The sequence below is a fragment of the Nocardia sp. CA-136227 genome (genome assembly GCF_050955695.1).
In the GTDB taxonomy this organism is placed as follows: Bacteria; Actinomycetota; Actinomycetes; order Mycobacteriales; family Mycobacteriaceae; genus Nocardia.
In genome coordinates this window covers 4,745,676-4,763,712 of the sequence record NZ_CP192081.1, presented here as the reverse complement: position 1 = coordinate 4,763,712, position 18,037 = coordinate 4,745,676, and the positions used below count along the sequence as shown (strand labels likewise).

General features: G+C 68.8%; 14 protein-coding genes. 7 read left to right on the top strand and 7 right to left on the bottom strand.

Annotated features, from left to right (window positions below; translation table 11 throughout):
- Positions 1–113: 113 nt before the first annotated feature.
- Positions 114–920, bottom strand: a complete 807-nt coding sequence (locus ACQP06_RS21945) for a hypothetical protein (RefSeq protein WP_433666366.1) — start codon at positions 918–920, stop codon at positions 114–116.
- A 271-nt stretch (positions 921–1,191) separates the two neighbouring features.
- Between ACQP06_RS21945 and ACQP06_RS21940 the strand changes: the two genes are divergently transcribed.
- Together ACQP06_RS21940 and ACQP06_RS21935 are read left to right on the top strand one after the other, a co-directional pair.
- Positions 1,192–2,307 carry a serine hydrolase domain-containing protein gene (locus ACQP06_RS21940; protein WP_433666365.1) on the top strand — a complete coding sequence of 372 codons (1,116 nt, stop codon included), beginning with the start codon at positions 1,192–1,194 and terminating at the stop codon, positions 2,305–2,307.
- Positions 2,308–2,427: 120 nt separating this feature from the next.
- Positions 2,428–2,754: a hypothetical protein gene (locus tag ACQP06_RS21935; RefSeq protein WP_433666364.1), complete on the top strand. Its 327-nt coding sequence runs from the start codon at positions 2,428–2,430 to the stop codon at positions 2,752–2,754.
- 64 nt (positions 2,755–2,818) lie between these two features.
- Here the strand turns inward: ACQP06_RS21935 and ACQP06_RS21930 are convergent, their stop codons facing one another.
- On the bottom strand, positions 2,819–3,874 hold the full coding sequence (locus ACQP06_RS21930; RefSeq protein ID WP_433666363.1) for a ParB/Srx family N-terminal domain-containing protein: 1,056 nt from the start codon (positions 3,872–3,874) through the stop codon (positions 2,819–2,821).
- A gap of 261 nt (positions 3,875–4,135) precedes the next feature.
- Here ACQP06_RS21930 and ACQP06_RS21925 point away from each other — a divergent pair, with 261 nt between their 5' ends.
- On the top strand, positions 4,136–6,088 hold the full coding sequence (locus tag ACQP06_RS21925; RefSeq protein ID WP_433666362.1) for an MFS transporter: 1,953 nt from the start codon (positions 4,136–4,138) through the stop codon (positions 6,086–6,088).
- A 93-nt stretch (positions 6,089–6,181) separates the two neighbouring features.
- Here ACQP06_RS21925 and ACQP06_RS21920 read toward each other — a convergent pair whose 3' ends face one another.
- Positions 6,182–6,616 carry a MarR family winged helix-turn-helix transcriptional regulator gene (locus tag ACQP06_RS21920; RefSeq protein WP_433666361.1) on the bottom strand — a complete coding sequence of 145 codons (435 nt, stop codon included), beginning with the start codon at positions 6,614–6,616 and terminating at the stop codon, positions 6,182–6,184.
- Positions 6,617–6,746: 130 nt separating this feature from the next.
- Entirely contained in the window at positions 6,747–8,429 is a 1,683-nt protein-coding gene (locus tag ACQP06_RS21915) for a purine-cytosine permease family protein (RefSeq protein ID WP_433666360.1), read from the bottom strand.
- Positions 8,430–8,685: 256 nt separating this feature from the next.
- Between ACQP06_RS21915 and ACQP06_RS21910 the strand changes: the two genes are divergently transcribed.
- Both ACQP06_RS21910 and fmdA read left to right on the top strand, forming a co-directional pair.
- A complete protein-coding gene (locus tag ACQP06_RS21910) occupies positions 8,686–8,964 on the top strand; it encodes an FmdB family zinc ribbon protein (protein ID WP_379275419.1) in 279 nt (92 codons plus the stop codon).
- A 17-nt stretch (positions 8,965–8,981) separates the two neighbouring features.
- On the top strand, positions 8,982–10,235 hold the full coding sequence (gene fmdA, locus ACQP06_RS21905; RefSeq protein ID WP_433666359.1) for a formamidase: 1,254 nt from the start codon (positions 8,982–8,984) through the stop codon (positions 10,233–10,235).
- Positions 10,236–10,268: 33 nt separating this feature from the next.
- On the opposite strand, the gene ilvD is transcribed toward fmdA, so the two are convergent.
- Entirely contained in the window at positions 10,269–12,122 is a 1,854-nt protein-coding gene (ilvD, locus tag ACQP06_RS21900) for a dihydroxy-acid dehydratase (protein ID WP_433666358.1), read from the bottom strand.
- Positions 12,123–12,244: 122 nt separating this feature from the next.
- Here ilvD and ACQP06_RS21895 point away from each other — a divergent pair, with 122 nt between their 5' ends.
- Positions 12,245–12,832, top strand: a complete 588-nt coding sequence (locus ACQP06_RS21895; protein WP_433666357.1) for a TetR family transcriptional regulator — start codon at positions 12,245–12,247, stop codon at positions 12,830–12,832.
- On the opposite strand, the gene ACQP06_RS21890 is transcribed toward ACQP06_RS21895, so the two are convergent.
- Positions 12,829–13,707, bottom strand: a complete 879-nt coding sequence (locus ACQP06_RS21890; protein WP_433666356.1) for an alpha/beta fold hydrolase — start codon at positions 13,705–13,707, stop codon at positions 12,829–12,831. The genes ACQP06_RS21895 and ACQP06_RS21890 overlap by 4 nt on opposite strands.
- A 77-nt stretch (positions 13,708–13,784) precedes the next feature.
- On the opposite strand from ACQP06_RS21890, the gene ACQP06_RS21885 reads away from it, so the two are divergent.
- A complete protein-coding gene (locus ACQP06_RS21885) occupies positions 13,785–17,135 on the top strand; it encodes a BTAD domain-containing putative transcriptional regulator (RefSeq protein WP_433666355.1) in 3,351 nt (1,116 codons plus the stop codon).
- Between the two features lie 14 nt (positions 17,136–17,149).
- Here ACQP06_RS21885 and ACQP06_RS21880 read toward each other — a convergent pair whose 3' ends face one another.
- A complete protein-coding gene (locus ACQP06_RS21880; protein ID WP_433666354.1) occupies positions 17,150–17,989 on the bottom strand; it encodes an NAD-dependent protein deacetylase in 840 nt (279 codons plus the stop codon).
- Between the last annotated feature and the right edge of the window lie 48 nt (positions 17,990–18,037).

Below are 18,037 nucleotides of genomic sequence, written 5' to 3'. Positions count from 1 at the left end.
TCGGCATCGTCCCGGTGACGGCAGTCCGGTGTACTGCGAACGCAGTACCCGCGCCCGCTCGCTACTCGATTGGCAGAACCTCGGCCGGACCCGCATGGGGCGGGTGGGCTGGATCAGGCGCAGGGCTGGGTTCCGGCGGCTGCTACCTGGAGCCAGATGTCGCCCGCGTAGCCGGGCAGGACGATGCCGTCGGGGAAGCCGGCCAGGGCGCCGGTGTCGTACTGGCCACTCAGGTGGTGGTAGCCGGTGGTGGTGGGGGTCCACTTCATGGTGACGGAACTGCCGTTGATCGTCGTGGTGCCGGTGGCCGTGTTGTTGTCGTCGAACCAGGCGTTGCGGGTCGGGACGCCCGAGCTGAGGGTTTGCAGGACGCCCGAGCCCGACGAGGTGACCAGGGAGGCCGGAATACCGGACATGGTCACGGTCAGGGTGCAGCCGACCTCGGGGGTGCCGTGGACCGTGGTGCAGGGCGAGGAGGAGGCGCCGCAGGCCTGCGGGTCGGTGCTGCCGGTGCCGCTGACCTGGACGGTGGCGGAGCCCATGTTGGTGTACGGCGGGAGGGTCGTATCGCCGTTGCCGTAGCCGAAGCCGAGAACGTGGGTGCCGGGGGTCCGCGGGGTCCACTGGAAAGTCCAGGTGGAGGTGGTGCCCATGCAGGGTTGGCCCGCGATGCTCGACTTGCCGTTCCAGCTGGAGCGGACGGTGACGCCGTTGGAAGTGTCGGAGAGATCACCGCCTGTGCAGTCGGAGACCGGGACGACGACATTGTAGGTCTGGCCGACCTGGAAGTTGCTGCCCTGCACGGTCATTCCCGTGCCGGTGACGTCGGCGTGGGCTGCCGGTCCGGCGGAGAGCGCGGTCAGGGCGGAGGCGGTGGCGGTGATTCCGGCCGCGGCGAGGGTGCGGACTGAAGTACGCATGATGCGGGGGTTCTCGATTCGGCAACGCTGATTAGAGCGGGATGATCATTTGCGAATAGCACTGTTCACCGATCGGCGACGGGCCGCATGCCCCGGGTTTTCGGGGCCGTGATTCGGGCCCACGACCGGGACGCGCGGGTTATGGATCGGCGATCGTGGCTATGGTTCGGCTACCGGCGTAGATTCTGATGAACGCTGCTCAGCCCGTCTTCTTCGGCGAAGGGACCCGGTGATGAGTGTGTCTGCTCGATGGCGCGCAGGTGCGGGGCTGATGGTCGCGCTGAGTCTGGTCGTCGGCGGGTGCGGGTCGGATCGGGGTTCGGGCTCCGGCAGTCCGGCTCCGCTGTCGAAGGAAGCCGAGCAGATCACCGATATCGTTCGCGCGAAGCTCGGCGAGCTCGATCTCACCGCGGCGGTGTTCGGCGCCTGGCGTGACGGTAAGGAAGTGGTCGTCGGCGCGGTGGGCGACTCGCCGCTCGGTGTTCCGGCGACCACCGATATGCAGTTGCGGGTGGGTCAGCCGATGGAACCGATGGTGTCGACCGTGCTCTGGCGGCTGGACGAGAACGGCACGCTGAAGATGGACGAGCCGATTGCCCGATGGCTGCCGAATTTTCCACGCGCCGAACGCATTACTCCGAGAATGCTCGCCAGCAGCACCTCCGGAATCTCCGACTATGTCACCGATCCGGAATTCCTGAAACGATTCGGCGACAACCCGTTTCACACCTGGAACGCCCAGGAGTTGTTCGATCTGGCCAATGCCCGCCCACCGCTGTTCGATCCGGGCACGAGTTTCGCCTACGCCCACAGCGATCTGGTCGTGCTCGGCGAAGTTCTGCAGAAGGCGTCGGGAAAACCCTTGGGCGAGCTGATATCCGACTACGTCCTGGTCCCGCTCGACATGAAGAGAAGCAAGGTCATGCTCACCGCCCAGGTGGACGAGCCGATCCTGCACGGCTACACCGATGAGCGAAAGATCTTCGAGGACGCCACCTTCTGGAATCCGACCGCATTCCTGCACAGCGGCAATATGAACTCCACCGTCACCGACGTCGGCCGCTGGGTCCGCGCCCTGGGCAAGGGAGAAATGCTCCCCGCGGACCGGTTTCAGCAGATGATGGCTCCCTCGACCGCCGGACTCGGTCCGCTCACCGCGCAGAAGTACTTCGCTTTCGGCGTTCCGCACATGGGCGACTGGCTGTTCATGAACCCGTCCTACGGCGGCTACAACGGAGTCGCGTTCTACGACACCAGGACCGCCACCACCGTCGTCGTCTACGCCACCCTGGGCGCCACCGCGAACGCCGACACGAACAACGCGATCCCCATCGGCACTGCCCTTGCGACCCTTCTGGTCCCGGATCGACCGCCCCCGATTCCCTGATCGAACAGTGCAATTCCGAATAAAGGACAACCCTCCGAAATAATCAATTGTTTTGTTTTCCGTAACAAGTAGCGCCAGAATGCGATTTGCTCGAGGACAACACCAATTCAGGAGGTCGGAATGCAGTCTGCGAAGCGGCTTGCTGCCAGTGCCGTCGTCGCCACCGCAGCCGCGGGCATGGTGCTCGCCGGTGGCGGAACGGCCCAGGCCGACGATGTGCCGGTGTGGCAGGCGAATTGCCACCTGTACAACATCTTCAATACCGGCGGAATGTCCAATTGCGAGTTGCCGACCTGGCATCAGGTCAAGCTCACCTGTGTCGCCTGGCCCGTCCCCTTCACCTACTGGAAGTACGGGCCCATGCAGTACGGGCAGAACCAGTCGTGGGCCAGCTGCGACTCGTTCAACGCCTTGGTGAACGTCGAGATCGTTCAGGCCTACCCCTGATCGAACGAAAGACCTCGGGATCGCGTCAGGCGATCCCGAGGTCTTTGTCGTCGCGGTCCGGTGATCAGCGACCGGTGCGCAGGCGGTACTCGATCGCGTAGCCGAGCTTGCCGGGCTTGGCGTCGGAGTACGGCTTGGAGATCTTGCCGAACTCGCCCTTGTCCTCGGCGCTGCCGCCGTTCCACGCCGGGAGCACATCCAGCTGCGAGGCGGTCTTGCCCTCGGCCACCACGGTGTTCGGGCCGAGCGCGACCTGTGCCTGGGTGACGGTCTTCAGCGCGGCCAGGTAGGCGGCGAAGTCGTTGCGGTTCCAGTCGCCGCCGACCTTGTTGTCGCGCATCCACGCGCCCCAGTAGAACTCCTCGAAGGGCAGGGTGCCCTCGTGAAAGCCGATGTCGCGGGCGAAGTACATCATGCTGCGGTACTTGTCATCGGCGAAGTTGGCCAGGCCCACCGACTTGGGGAGCTGGTGCTCCTTGATCTCGTTGCCGTTGACGTCCTTGAGCCAGGTCCACCGGTTCTGCTTCATGGTGTCCCAGAACTTGCCGTCGGGCAGGGTGCTCAGGTTGCCGAGCACGCGCAGGCGCACGTGGGTGTCCGCGCCGCCGTCCGGGGTCTCGAAGAACGAGGTCAGGGTGTGGTGGCCGTCGGTGAGGTACAGCCGGCCCTGGGGGCCGATCACCACGGTCTTCATCGGCGCGATGGAGTCGGCGGTCTCGGAGCCGATCGCCACCTTGCAGGTGAACGAGGACGAATCCTTCAGCTGCGCGCCCGGGTTCACGGTGGCGGCGGCGACCTGGCCGTTGGCCTCGCACCAGTCGTCGAACTTCTTGTTCACCGCGTCCTTGCCGAGCGTGTAGCGGCCCAGCTTGTAGAACACCTCGTCGTAGCCCAGCGACGGCTGGGTCGGCAGCACATCGCCGATGCGGACGTCGACCAGATCGTCGGTCTTGGCGCACAGGTAGGCCGCGCCGGGGGTGGACCGCTGATCGTGGTCGCAGAAGGAGGGCCGCTCGCCCGGGTCTCCGGGAGCGGCGACCGCGACGGCACTGGTCAGGGCCATCAGCGCGCCCGCGAACGCGGCGACCAGGCGGCCCCGCGCGACGGTGGTGTTCGACATCGAATCCTCGAATTCATGCGGTGATACAAGCCGCATTACGGTGACCAGCGCCGATGACCGGCCCACGATGTCCCGACGGCCAGATGCTGTTGTCTCGGCCAACAATTGGTGAACGGGCGCGACCCAGGTGTGCGGGCACTGAGACCGATAACAGTGATCTGAGTCACTCATGGCCGCTACCCTGTTGTCACCCGGTTGCTCGCGCCGCGAACCAAGGGCCTGTGGCTGCGCGAAACGCCGTGGGAGAAAGGCGTCTCGAACATGAGCAGCACACCGACCGCGGTGCCTCCGGCCGCGGAATTCCCCCCGCCGACGCTGGTCACCGGACTCTGGCAGCGCAAGCTCCCGCACTATCCGGAAACGCCCGCCCGGTCCTGGTATCTCTTCCTCGTCGTCGTGGTCTCCGTCGCGCTGTACTACCAGCTGTTCGTGTCGGGAGCCGTCGGCAACCAGCTGATCGCCGATTTCCACCTGACCTTCCGCTACTTCGTCGGGATCTTCATCATCGGCGCGGCCTTCGGCGCCGTGGCCTCGGTGGTGACCGGCGTCCTGGACCGCTGGGGCCGCGCCAATATCGTCGCCTACGGCACCGTCCTGACCTCGCTGCTGACCCTGTTCGCGCAGCCGCAGTGCACGACCAAGGAATCGTTCCTGGCCATCTACTGCGTCATCAGCATCGTCGAGGGCGCCGTGCTGGTGGCGACGCCCGCGCTGGTGCGCGACTTCTCCCCGCAGCTGGACCGCGCCTCGGCCATGGGCTTCTGGACCCTCGGGCCGGTGCTGGGCGCGCTCGTCACCACCGAGATCTCAACGCACACCCTCGACGCGCACCCGGACTGGCAGTACCACTACCGGCTAGCGGGTGTCATCTGCCTCGCGATCTCGCTCGTCGGCCTGGTCGGGCTGCGTGAGCTCAGCCCCCGGCTGCGGGATCAGATCATGGTGTCGCTGCGGGACAAGGCGCTGATCGAGGCGCGGGCGCGCGGGCTGGATGTCGGTGCGCTGGAACGCAATCAGTGGAAGCAGATGATGCACCTCGACATCGTCGGCTCAGCGCTGGCCATCTCGATCTTCCTGGCGTTCTTCTACACGATCGTGTCGTTCCTGCCGGTCTACATGGCGACCAATTTCGGGTTCACCGCCGCCCAGGCCAACGCGCTGGGCAACTGGTATTGGATCGCGAGCGCCTTCTCGCTGGTGATCACCGGCATCGTGTCGGACAAGATGAAGGTCCGCAAACCGTTCATGGTGTTCGGCGCGATCATCAGCATCATCGGGACCTTCGTATTCCTCGGCTACACCGACAAACCCGGCACCGATTACTACACCTTCGCCATCGTCATGAGTTTCACCGCGGTCGGTACCGGCATCGCCTACTCGACCTGGATGGCCAGCTTCACCGAGACCGTGGAGAAGCGGAATCCGGCGGCCACGGCGGTCGGGCTCGCGGTGTGGGGCGGCGTGCTGCGCACGGTGGTGACATTCGTGCTGCTGGGGCTGCTGCTGGTGGTGACCGCGGCGGGCACGCTGGTCAACTACGGGCCGCGGTTGCAGGCCATCAACGCCAAGTACCACGAGGAGATCGCGACCATTCAGACCGTCGGCGAGGACACGCTCACCGCCCTCGGCAAGAACCCGAACGACGTCGGCGCGCAGGTCGCCGCGCTGGTGAAGCTGACCGGGGATTCCCCGGCCGATATCAAGACCACGGTCGAGCTCAACGCCAAGTACCCCGAGGAACTGGCCACCCTGCAGGCCATCGATCAGAAGGTGCTGGTCAAACTCCTGACCGACCCCAATGACAAGGCCGCTCAGGCCACCGCGGTCGGGCAGGTCGCCCAGAAGTTCGGGGTCCCGCCGGATCAGGCGGGAGCCCGGATCGCGGCGGCCGGGAAGGTGCCCGTCGATCAGCTGGCCGTGGCCTCCCAGACCGGCCCGGCCCTGACCGCCGCGAGCGCCAAGCTCAAGGCCGTGAGCGCGATCCCCGCCGACGACCTGGCCTACCTGTCCGAGCATGGCAAGGAAGTCCAGCAGGCGCAGAAGGATTCACCGCAGCAGTGGAAGACCTGGTGGTGGATCTGCCTGATCGCCCAGATCTGCTTCATCCCGTTCGTGTTCATCATGGCCGGACACTGGAGCCCCCAGAAGGCCGCGGAGGAGGCCGCCGAACACGACGCGGCCGTCCAGCGCGAGCTGGCCACGCTGCCGCAGTGATATCGGCCGGGGGGTGATGCGGATTCTCGCACCGCTCCCCATGGTCGCCGCGCTCGCCGACCTCCCGGTCCGAGGCTTACCCCCGGTCCCTGATCACAGCGGCGCGGGTTCGGTCGAGGCGATGCGATCGACCAGCGCCGCCAGGGTTTTCGTGGAGGTGGTGTTCGCGATCTCGGTCAGCCCGCTGGCCGTCAGCGTCTGATCCATCACCTTGCGGGTCAGCAGGCCGCGGCGGGTGGGGAAGACGAGCACGCGGCGGCGATCGGTTTCGTCGACCTTGCGGAGCACCAGGTTGTCGGCGATCATGGCGTCGATCAGGCGGGTCAGAGTGGCGGCGTTGAGCAGGGTGGCATCGACGAGTTGCGACATGGACAGGCCCTCCGCGCCGGCCACCGCGGTGAGGACATGCCAGCGCGCGGCCGAGGATTCGCCCAGGCACGTCGCGATCGCCCGGTCCAGTTCCTGTGATGCCCGTCGGACGAGCCGGGCGAGATCGTCCAGAGCGGCGAGGGCGGTGCTGTCGTCCACACCCAGCACTCTACAGCGTCACCTGAAATGTTTTCACCTGCAAATACTGGGAGGGTTCGCTCGGCGCCGGTCGATTACCGAAAGCGGCGGCAGGCGAACCGATTACGGTCCCGCCTGCCGCCGGTACCGGTCAGTCGACGGCTCTCGCGGGGATCAAATTCAGTTCGACCGCGCCGACCGTGTCGTCGTATGCCGGTTTCTGGCATTGCTCGGCACAGTTCTTGGTCAGGGTGCAGCTCAGGGAGGACACCGGCCCGCCGTGGAAGGGGCAGTCGTGCACCATGTCGGGGAGTTCGTAGCGCTTGCCGTCCACCACGTCCAGCAGCGTCTGTCCGGCCCACAACGGTTCCTTCTCGATCTCCTCGCGCAGTGGATTCGGCCGGGCCAGATAGTATTTGCCGCCGGTGACCAGGGCGATGATCGGGGTCAGCGCCATGGCCACGGCCAGGGCCAGGTAGGGCGACCAGGCCTGCAGCAACGCGCCGAACCCGCCGAAGTAGGCCACGATCGACAGACCGGACCCGGCGAGCATGGATACGAATCCGACCGGGTTGATCGGACACAGGTAGGCCCGCTTGAATTCGATGTAGGGCGGACTGATCTTCAGAATCCCCTTGTTGATCACCAGATCCGCCACGATCGCGCCCACCCAGGCGATGGCCACGTTCGAATAGAACCCGAGAATGGTGTTGAGCACGGTGAACATATTGCCGAGCATGAGCGCCAGCGCGATGGCGATGTGCAGGGCCAGCCACACCACGCGCCCCGGGTGCAGGTGCAGTACCCGGCTGAAGAAGTTCGACCACGACAGCGAGCCCGAATAGGCGTTGGTGACATTGATTTTGATCTGCGACAGCAGCACCATCACCGTCGCGATGGTCAAGGCCACGGCGTGATTGTGGATGAGTGCGCCGTACCCGCCGAGGAACTGCTCGATCGGTTCGGTCGCCCGCGCGAAGCCGACCTGCCCGGCCACATAGAACGCCAGGAACGCGCCGCACAGCTGCTTGGCCGCGCCCAGGATCACCCAGCCCGGGCCCGCCGCCAGCACCGCCGACCACCAGCGCCACGCGGAGGTCTCCGACTTCTCGGGCATGAATCGCAGGTAGTCGACCTGTTCGCCGATCTGCGCGATCAGCGACAGGGCCACGCCCGCACCGGCTCCCACTCCGATCGCGGTCACCCGGGCGGTGCCGCCGTCGCCGGCCCAGGACACGAAGCCGTCGAACCCGGACGGGTCGCCGACGGCGATGGTCACCAGTGGCGCGGCGAACAGGATCAGCCACAGCGGCTGGGTCCACACCTGGAACTTCGCCAGCGCCGACATGCCGTACAGCACGAGCGGGATGATGATCAGCGACCCGATCACATAGCCCAGCGGTAGCGGTATGTGGAAGGCGAGCTTCATGGCCTGCGCCATGATCGAGCCCTCCAGTGCGAAGAAGATGAAGCAGAAGCTGGCGTAGATGAGGCTGGTCAGGGTCGAGCCGAAGTATCCGAAACCGGCTCCGCGCGTGAGCAGGTCCATGTCCAGGTTGTATTTGGCGGCGTAGTAGGCGATCGGGATGCCGGTCAGGAAGATGGTCGCCGCCGCGACCAGGATGGCGACGATCGCGCTGGCCGAGCCGTGGGTCACCGCGATGGACGCGCCGATCGAATAGTCGGCGAGATAGGCGATGCCGCCCAGGGCGGTGATCGAGCACGCCATCGGACTCCAGCGGCGGAAGGACTTGGGCGCGTAGCGCAGTGAGTAGTCCTCGATGTCGTCGCGCGCGGCCCAGGTCTGGAACCGCTGCCATCGGGTTGTGCTCATGTGTCGTTCTCCTCGGTGTCGAGGCTCCTCGGGGCCTCGGGTACGCAACGAGAACAGACCATATGTCGAATAGTTTCATTTGAAGATAGTGCAAATGAAACTTAACATCCCGGATACCGGCGGGATATCCCGTAACTACCAGTTAACCCAGTGGTTTCGCCGCCGCGATCCGCAGCGCTCCGTATCGTGGTCAACTGAAATAGCTACATATGAAAACAAAATCCGGCGTGGCCGCCGGAGAGAAAGGAGCGCCCGCGTGCCCAGTTACGAGTTCGCCTGCCGCGACTGCGGCGCCTTCGACCGCGTGCACTCCATGGCCGACGTGCCGGCCGAGTCGCCCTGTCCGCACTGCGGCCGGCCGGCGCGGCGGCGGATCGGCGGCGGTGTGCTGTTGCACGGCTCGACACCGGCCATGCGGTTGCTCGACGCCACCGCGGCCACCGCGTCGCGACCGCCGGTGGTGTCGGCCCCGCCCGGCGGCGGCCGCACCCCGGTCAGCCGAAACCCCCTGCACCGCAAGCTTCCCCGTCCCTGACACCGAGGAGTCCACCCATGCCCGAACTGCTGTACCCGCTCGATTCCACCAAGAAGTTCACCGACCAGAAGTTCGTCGGCCACAACCGCTGGCATCCCGACATCCCGCCCGTCGTCACCGTCACCCCCGGCACGGAGTTCCGGGTGCATGTGCGCGAATGGTTCGACGGCGCGATCCGCAACGACGACTCCGCCGACGACGTCCGCGACGCCCCACTGAGCACCGTGCACTGCCTGTCGGGCCCGTTCGCGATCGAGGGCGCGGAACCGGGCGACCTGCTCATCGTCGACATCCTCGATATCGGCCCGATCCCGCAGGAGGACGCGGGCCCGCTGGCCGGGCAGGGCTGGGGCTACACCGGCATCTTCCCGACCGACAACGGTGGCGGCTTCCTCACCGAGCATTTCCCCGACGCGTACAAGGCCATCTGGGATTTCAGTGGCCACACCACCACCTCGCGGCACATTCCGCGCGTGAAGTTCACCGGTATCATGCATCCCGGGCTGATGGGTACCGCGCCCTCGGCGGGGCTGCTGTCCACCTGGAATTCTCGCGAGGCCGCCCTCATCGCCACCGACCCTGAACGCGTGCCCCCGCTGGCTCTGCCGCCCGAACCGCGTGACGCCGTCCTGGGCGCCCTGTTCGGAGCCGAATACGACCGTGTCGCACGGGAAGCCGCCCGCACCGCCCCGCCCCGCGAGAACGGCGGCAATCAGGACATCAAGAACCTCACCCGCGGCAGCCGCGTCTTCTATCCCGTCTTCGTGCCCGGCGCGAACCTCTCGGTGGGGGACCTGCACTTCTCCCAGGGCGACGGCGAGATCACCTTCTGCGGCGCGATCGAAATGGGCGGGTTCATCGACCTGCGCGTGGACGTCATCAAGAACGGGATGCAGCTGTACGGCGTCACCGAGAACGCGGTGTTCCTGCCCGGCAACGAAGGGCCGGTCTACTCCGAATTCCTCGCCTTCTCCGGCACTTCGGTGACCCTCGACGGCGAACAGCGGTACCTGGACTCGCAATTGGCGTTCGAACGGGCCTGCCTGCACGCGATCGACTACCTGACGAACTTCGGCTACTCGCGGGAGCAGGCGTACCTGCTGCTCGGCGCCGCTCCCGTGGAAGGCCGATTCTCCGGCGTGGTCGACATCCCCAACTCGTGTGCCACCGTCTACATCCCGACCGCGATCTTCGACTTCCCGATCACTCCCAGTGCCGCCGGGCCCGCCCGCATCGACCCCGGTATCGGAGCCCCCCGCTCCACCCGCTGATCGCCCAGCGGGTGGAGCTGCCGCAGTGCGGGCTCAGCCGGGGAGCAGCGTGGTGTCGCGCACCGCTCCCCGGTCCGCCGAGGTGGCCAGCAGCGCATAGATTCTGAGGGCGGGGGAGACCTGCCGTTCGCGGTGCCGCGGCCGGTAGCCGCCGGTCGCCTCCAGTTCCGCGCGCCGCCTGGCCAATTCGGCGTCGGGCACGTCCATGGTGAGGGTGCGGGACGGGATGTCGATCGTGATCGAGTCGCCGTCGCGCACCAGCGCCAGCGGGCCGCCCGCCGCCGCCTCGGGGGAGATGTGGCCGATCGAGCAGCCCGAGGAGCCGCCCGAGAAGCGGCCGTCGGTGATCAGCGCGCATTCCCCGGCCAGGCCCAGGCCCTTCAGATACGACGTCGGGTACAGCATCTCCTGCATGCCCGGCCCGCCGCTGGGACCCTCGTAGCGGATGACCAGCACGTCACCGGACTTGATGCGGCGCGACAGGATCGCCTCGACGGCGTCCTCCTGCGACTCCACCACCAGGGCCGGACCGGTGAAGGTGTGCATGTGCGCGGCCACGCCCGCCGACTTCACCACCGCGCCGTCGGGGGACAGGTTGCCGCGCAACACCGCCAGCCCGCCGTCGCGGGAGAAGGCGTGCGCCACATCGTGAATGCACCCCTGGGCCGCGTCCAGGTCGAGGGAATGCCACCGCTCGGACTGGGAGAAGGCGGTGGCGGACCGCTTACCGCCCGGCGCGGCGTGGAACAGGTCGAGCGCCGCCGCGGACGGCCGGCCCCCGCGCACGTCCCAGTCGTTCAGCCACGCGCCGAGTGAATCCGCGTGCACCGCACGCACATCGCGGTGCAGCAGCCCCGCTCGGTCGAGCTCGCCCAGCAGCGCGGGGATGCCGCCTGCCCGGTGCACGTCCTCCATCAGGTACTCGCCGTTGGGCGCGACCTTGCACAGGCAGGGCACCTGCAGCGACATCTTCTCGATCTCGGTGAGGGTGTAGTCCAGACCCGCCTCGTGCGCGGCGGCGAGCAGGTGCAGGACGGTGTTGGTGGAGCCGCCCATGGCCAGATCCAGGGCCATGGCGTTGTCGAAGGCGTCGCGGGAGGCGATGTTCCGGGGCAGGACCCCGGCGTCGTCCTCGTCGTAGTAGCGGCGGGTCAGCTCCATCACCGTGCGCCCGGCGTCGCGGTACAGCTCGGCGCGGGCGGTGTGGGTGGCCAGGGTGGTGCCGTTGCCGGGCAGGGCCAGGCCGAGTGCCTCGGTCAGGCAGTTCATCGAATTGGCGGTGAACATGCCCGCGCAGGAGCCGCAAGTGGGGCAGGCGTTCTCCTCGATGAGGGCGAGGTCGGCGTCGGAGACGTCGGGGGAGACCGCGTCGGCCATGGTGGTGATGAGGTCCAGGCGGCTGCGCACGGTGCCGTCGACCAGCACCGCGCTGCCGCCCTCCATGGGGCCGCCGGAGACGAACACGGTCGGGATGTTCAGCCGCAGCGCGGCCATCAGCATGCCCGGGGTGATCTTGTCGCAGTTGGAGATGCACACCAGAGCGTCGGCGCAGTGCGCGTTCACCATGTATTCGATCGAGTCCGCGATCAGGTCCCGCGACGGCAGCGAGTACAGCATTCCGCTGTGCCCCATGGCGATTCCGTCGTCGACGGCGATGGTGTTGAACTCGCGCGGGATGCCGCCCGCGGCGCGCACCGCTTCGGACACCATCCGCCCGACCGGCTGGAGATGGGTGTGGCCGGGAACGAACTCGGTGAAGCTGTTCGCGATCGCGACCACCGGCTTGCGGCCGATATCGGCCGACGGGACTCCGCTGGCGCGCATGAGCGCGCGGGCCCCCGCCATGTTCCGACCGTGCGTGACCGTGCGTGAGCGCAACTCGGGCACGACGCCACCTCCTGCTTCGCCTCGACCATCCGCAACCAAACGGTTGCAACTGAATGGTTGGAGTTTGCCACAGCCGCGAGCCCAACCGCAACCATCCGGTTGGAGATGGTTGGATGGACCCCATGGCGTGGGATACCGAGAGAACCAGACGACTGCTGCTCGAGGCGGCCGTCCACGAGTTCGCCGAACGCGGGCCCGACGGCGCCCGGGTCAATGCCATCGCGACCCGCGCCGGCATCAACAAGGAACGCATCTACCAGTACTTCGGCGACAAACGCGGCCTGTTCGAAGCCGTCCTCACCGACCAGCTGGAACAGCTCGCCGCGGCCAGCCCGCTCTCCGCCGGCACCGCCGGGGACCTCGCCGAGTACGCCGGCCACGTCTTCGACTTCCACCACACCCACCCGCAGTTCCTGCGGCTCATGTACTGGGAGGGCCTACAGCCACAGGCCGGCGAGCTGCCCGCGGAGTCGGCCCGGGCCTCGCACTACGCCGACAAGGTCGCCGCGCTGGCATCCGCGCAACGGGCCGGGACGCTGCCCGACGATGTCGCGCCCGGCTATCTGCTCTACGCCGTCGCGGCGCTGGCGGCCTGGTGGTTCGCCGCGCCGCAGGTGGTCCGGATGATCCTGGGCGCGGACACCGACAATCCCGAGACCCTGCGCGCCGCGCTGGTCGCGCTGGTCCGCCGCCTCGAGGTCCGGGACTAGCGTCGCATCAGATCACGCAGCTCGCGCACGATGTCGTCGGGCGCTTCCTCGGCCATGAAATGGCCGCAACCGACGGTGTCGTGACGCAGGTCCGGTGCCCAGGCCCGCCACAGGGCGGCGGCGTCGAAGCCGAGGAAGGAACCCCAGTCCTGCTGCAGCACGGTCACCGGCATGCGCAGGGTGCGGCCCGCCTCGCGGTCGGCCCGGTCGTGTGCGAGATCGATATTCGCCGAGGCGCGACAGTCGGCCACGATCGACGGGACCGCCGCGCGGCAGGCGGCGAGGTAGGCCGCGCGGATCTCGCCGGGAATGGCGTCGGGGCGCTGGGTCCAGCTGTCGAGGAAGTGGCCGAAGAAGGCGTCCGGGCTCGCGCCGATGAGCTGTTCGGGCAGTCCGGCCGGTTGGGCCATCAGGTAGAGATGGAAACCGATGGCGCCGGTCACGCCGTGCAGGACATCCCACATGTCGAGGGTCGGCAGCACATCCAGCGACGCCAGGTGGGTGACGTGCCCGGGATGATCGAGCGCGGTGCGGATGGCGACCAACGCGCCCCGGTCGTGCCCGGCCAGCGCGAAGGTCTCGTGGCCGAAAGCCTGTGCCAGGGCGACGATGTCATTGCCCATGGTGCGCTTCGCGTACGTGTCGCCGTCGCTGTCGACCGGCTTGTCGCTCTCGCCGTAGCCCCGCAGATCCGGGCAGATGACGGTGTGGTCGGCGGCCAGGTCCGCGGCCACGTGCCGCCACATGAGATGGGTCTGCGGGAAGCCGTGCAGCAGCACGATGGGGCTGCCGGATCCGGCGACCGCCGCATGCAGTGCGACTCCGTCGGCGACGGTGACGCGCTGGTAGTCGAATCCGGGTATGCGCGGGCTCATGGTGGTCCTTTCCAGGTGGTGCTCGGTACCGGCCGAGCTTGTCGCGACCCGCTCAGCAGCCGGTCAGCATCGGCTCAGTGCCGGGTTCGCCGGACCCGGCGATAGAGTCGGCGGACGTGGTGACCTTCGGGGTTCTCGGACCGCTCCGGGCCGAGAACGCGCACGGACCGCTGGCCCTCAAGGGCCCGCGGCACCGAGCCCTGCTGGCTCGGCTGCTGATCGCGCACGGCCGCGTGGTCCCGGTCTCGCAACTCGTCGGCGATCTCTGGGAGCGGCCGCCCCGCGACCCGACCGGAACCATTCAGACCTTCGTCTCCGACCTGCGCCGCGTCCTCGAACCGGAGCGCCCGCCCCGCGCGCCCGCCCGGCTGCTGGTCACCTCGGCGCCCGGGTACGCGCTGCGAACCACCGACGCCCAGGTGGACGCCGATCGCTTCGCGGCACTGACTCGCGCCGCCGCGGCGAACGCGCCCGCCGACCCGGCCGCGGCACTATCGGATCTCGAAACGGCCCTGGGTCTCTGGCGGGGCCCGGCGTACGCCGAACTCGCGGACCGGTCCTGGGCGCGGGCCGAGATCGTCCGGCTCGGCGAAGCGCGTTCCCAGGCAGTCGAACTCCGCGCCCGGGCTTTGAGTGACCTCGGCCGCCAGACCGAGGCGGTGCTCGCGCTCGAAGCGCACCTGCACGAGCATCCGCTGCGTGAACCGGCCTGGCACACCGTGGCATTGGCGCACTACCGGTCGGGTCGCCAGGCCGACGCGCTCGCCGCGCTGCGCGCTGTCCGCCGCGACCTCCGCGACGAACTCGGCGTGGATCCGGGTCCGGCGCTGCGTCGCCTGGAAGCCGACATCCTCGCGCAGGCACCGCATCTCGACGCCCAGGCATCACATCTCACCGCTCGGGCAACGCAGATCGACGCTGCGGACACATATCTCGGCGATACGGCTTCTGTCGAACAGCACCGTGCCGCCGCCGCATCCGTGGGAACAGCTGTCGGCGGATCGGTGCTCGGCGGCGCGAGTGCGGCCCAGGCGAGCCCAGGCGCTCGGGGGATCTTCGTGGGACGCTCGGATGAACGGCGGCGGATCGCGGAGACGGCGGCACGGATCGTGGCGACCGGCCGCGCGGAGCTGGTGCTGGTTTCGGGGATCGAGGGCGCTGGGAAAACCGCTCTCGCCGAGACGGTTTCGGCGGTGCTGGCCGAGCGCGGCTGGATCGTCGCGTGGGGATCGAGTCCCGCGGATCGCGGCGCGCCACCGAACTGGCCGTGGATCCGGATCACTGCCCAGCTCGCCGCGGCCGGGTATGCGGCGACGGTGTCGACGACGGACACGGTGTCGAAGGCCGAGACGCCGGCCGGGATCGCCAGCGCGAACAGCGGGATCGCGGACCCGGCGGTCGAGCGCTTCCGGGCCCGGCACGCGGCCGTCGACCAGCTGGGCACGGTTGCCCGCAACGCGCCGGTGCTGGTCGTCTTCGACGACCTGCACTGGGCGGGGGAGGAGACCCTGGAGCTGCTCACGGCGTTGGCGACCACACCGGTCTCGGGTCCTGTGCTGCTGGTCGCCACGTATCGCGGCACCGATGTGGAGCCGGGGCTGGCGGCGGCGTTGGCGCGCCTGGCCCGGGCTGAGCCGGTACGCGTGCAACTGGGCGGACTGAACCGGGAAGCGGTCGCGGAGTTGGTCCGCGAGGTCGCGGGACCCGGGATCGACGCCGGTGCGTTGCGCCGGATCGATGCTCGCGGACAAGGAAATCCGTTCTACCTCCGGGAGCTGGCGCGGCTGTGGCGCGACGAGGGCGCGACCGCTCTGGCCGCGGTCCCCGCCGGAGTCCGGGATGTGGTGCGGCACCGGGTACAGCGACTGGCGGAGCCGCACCGGGCGGTGCTCGAGCAAGCCGCGGTCGCCGGGCCCGAGCTCGACTTCGAGGTGCTGACGGCGCTGACCGGTGACGAGCAGCTCACCGATGCGGCTGTCACCGCGGCCCTGCGTGCAGGCTTCCTCGACGAATCCGAGACGGCGGGAACATCTTTCGCGCACGCCCTGGTACGGGAGGTCGTCTACGGCGATATCCCCGGACCCCGCCGCTCGGCATGGCACGCCAGGATCGCGACGCTGCTCGAAGCGACCGGCACGGCCGATCCCGCCGTCCTGGCACACCATTTCGGCCGCGCGGCGACCCGCGCGACCGCCGCCCGCACCGGACAGTACGCGCGCCGCGCCGCCTCCGCCGCCGAGCGGGTGTTCGCCCCGCACGAGGCGGCCCGGCTCTGGTCGGACGCGGTGACCGGGTACCGGCGCGCCGGGGATGTGCGGGCCGGACTCGAGGCGACCATGGGCCTGGTGCGCGCGCTGGCGGTGATCGGCCGGCTTCCGGAGGCGGGCAGCTTACGGGCCGAGGCGATTCGATCTGCGGCAGAACTCGGTGATCCCGAACTGACCGCGCGGGTGATCGTCGCCTTCGACGTCCCGACCGTCTGGACCGAGCCCGACGACCCGGAGCTCACCCGCACCGTGGTCGCCGCCGCCGAACGAGTCTTGCGCGAGATGCCCACCGCCGACACGGAACTGCGCTGCCGGCTGTTCACCACCATCGCCCTCGAACTACGCGCCACCGACCCGGCCCGGGGCCGCGCCGCCGCGGAGTCCGCCGTAGCACTCGCGGCCCACCTGAACAACCCCACGCTGCGTGCCCTGACCCTGAACGCCCGCTTCCTGAACACCTTCGACCGCGCGGGCCTCGCTCCCGAACGCGCCGCCCTCGGCGCGGAACTGATCGCCGTGTCCCAGGCCGCGGGTCTGGTCACCTTCGAAGTCCTGGGCCACCTCGTGCGCATCCAGGCCCTCAGCGCCACCGCCGATTTCGACGCCGCCGACCAGCACGCCGAGGCCGCCGACGCCCTCGCCGACCGCTACGAACTCCCGCTGGTGCCCTTCTTCACCCGCTGGTACGCGGCCCTGCGCACCTCGATCACCGCAACCCTGCAGGAGGCCGAAGCCGCCTACCGCTCGGCCAGCGCCGCCCATTCCGGCACCGCCATGCCGGGCGTCCAGCGTGGACTGCTCCCCTTGGCCCTCCTCTGCCTGCGCCTGCGCCACGGCGAACCGATCGCCCGCGAGGATCTCTCCGACCTGGGCGCGCACGCCCCGTGGGTCCGCCCCTTGGTCCTGCTCGACCGGGGCGACTCCGCCGCGGCCCGGGCCGCCCTGCTGGCCTTGCCCGCGCCGCCCCGCGATCTCTTGTTCGAACTGCGCCTGTGCCTGCTCGCCCGAGCCGCCGTCGCCCTCGGCGAGCAACCGTTGATCGCGCGTCTGCGCGACCAATTGGCGCCGGCCGCGACCGAATTGGCGGGAGCGGGCACCGGCCTGCTCACCCTCGAACCGGTGTTCTACTACCTGGCCCTGCTCGATCGGCACCTCACCTGAGGCAGGGCCCGGCTTCAGGCGACCAGGGCGTCGGCGAGGGCGGTGAGGACCGGGGCGCAACCGGTGTCGAGGGTCAGGGCCGCGAGATCGTCGGCGCGGGTGCGGCCGCGATTGACGATGACGACCGGGCGGCCGGACTTGGCGGTACGGCGGGCGAACCGCAGGCCCGACATGACCGTGAGCGAGGAGCCCACGACCAGCAGGGCGTCGGCGTCGTCCACCAGCTCGAACGAGGCGGCGACGCGCGGCTTGGGCACGGATTCGCCGAAGTAGACGATGTCGGGCTTGAGGAGCCCGCCGCAGGTCAGGCAGTCGACCATGCGGAAGGAGGAGGTGTCTGCCACCACGGCGTCGGCGTCGGGGGCGACCTCGAGGCCGTCGAGCGGAACCGATTCGGCGAAGCCGGGATTGGCGGCCTCGAGGCGGTCGGCCAGGGTCATGCGCGAGGTCAGCGCCTCGCACGACAGGCAGCGGACGCGGGCGTAGACGCCGTGCAGGTCGATCACCCGGCGATGGCCGGCCTTGGTGTGCAGCAGATCCACGTTCTGGGTGAGCAGCCCGGTCACGATGCCCGCGCGCTCCAGCCGGGCCAGCGCGTGATGCGAGGGGTTCGGCCGGGCCGCGTCCATGCGCCGCCAGCCGACGTGGTTGCGGGCCCAATACCGTTGGCGGAACACCGGATCGCCGACGAACTGCTGATAGGTCATCGGGGTCCGCGGCGGTGCGCCGGGGCTGCGGTAGTCGGGGATGCCGCTGTCGGTGGAGATGCCCGCGCCGGTCAGCACCGCGACGCGGCGGCCGGAGACCAGCTCCAGCAGTCGCTCGAACCGCTGCGGGGAACCGGGATCGGGCATGTGGCCAGCCTACGACCCGCCCGCGCTGTGCCGCCGGTCACGTCGTGT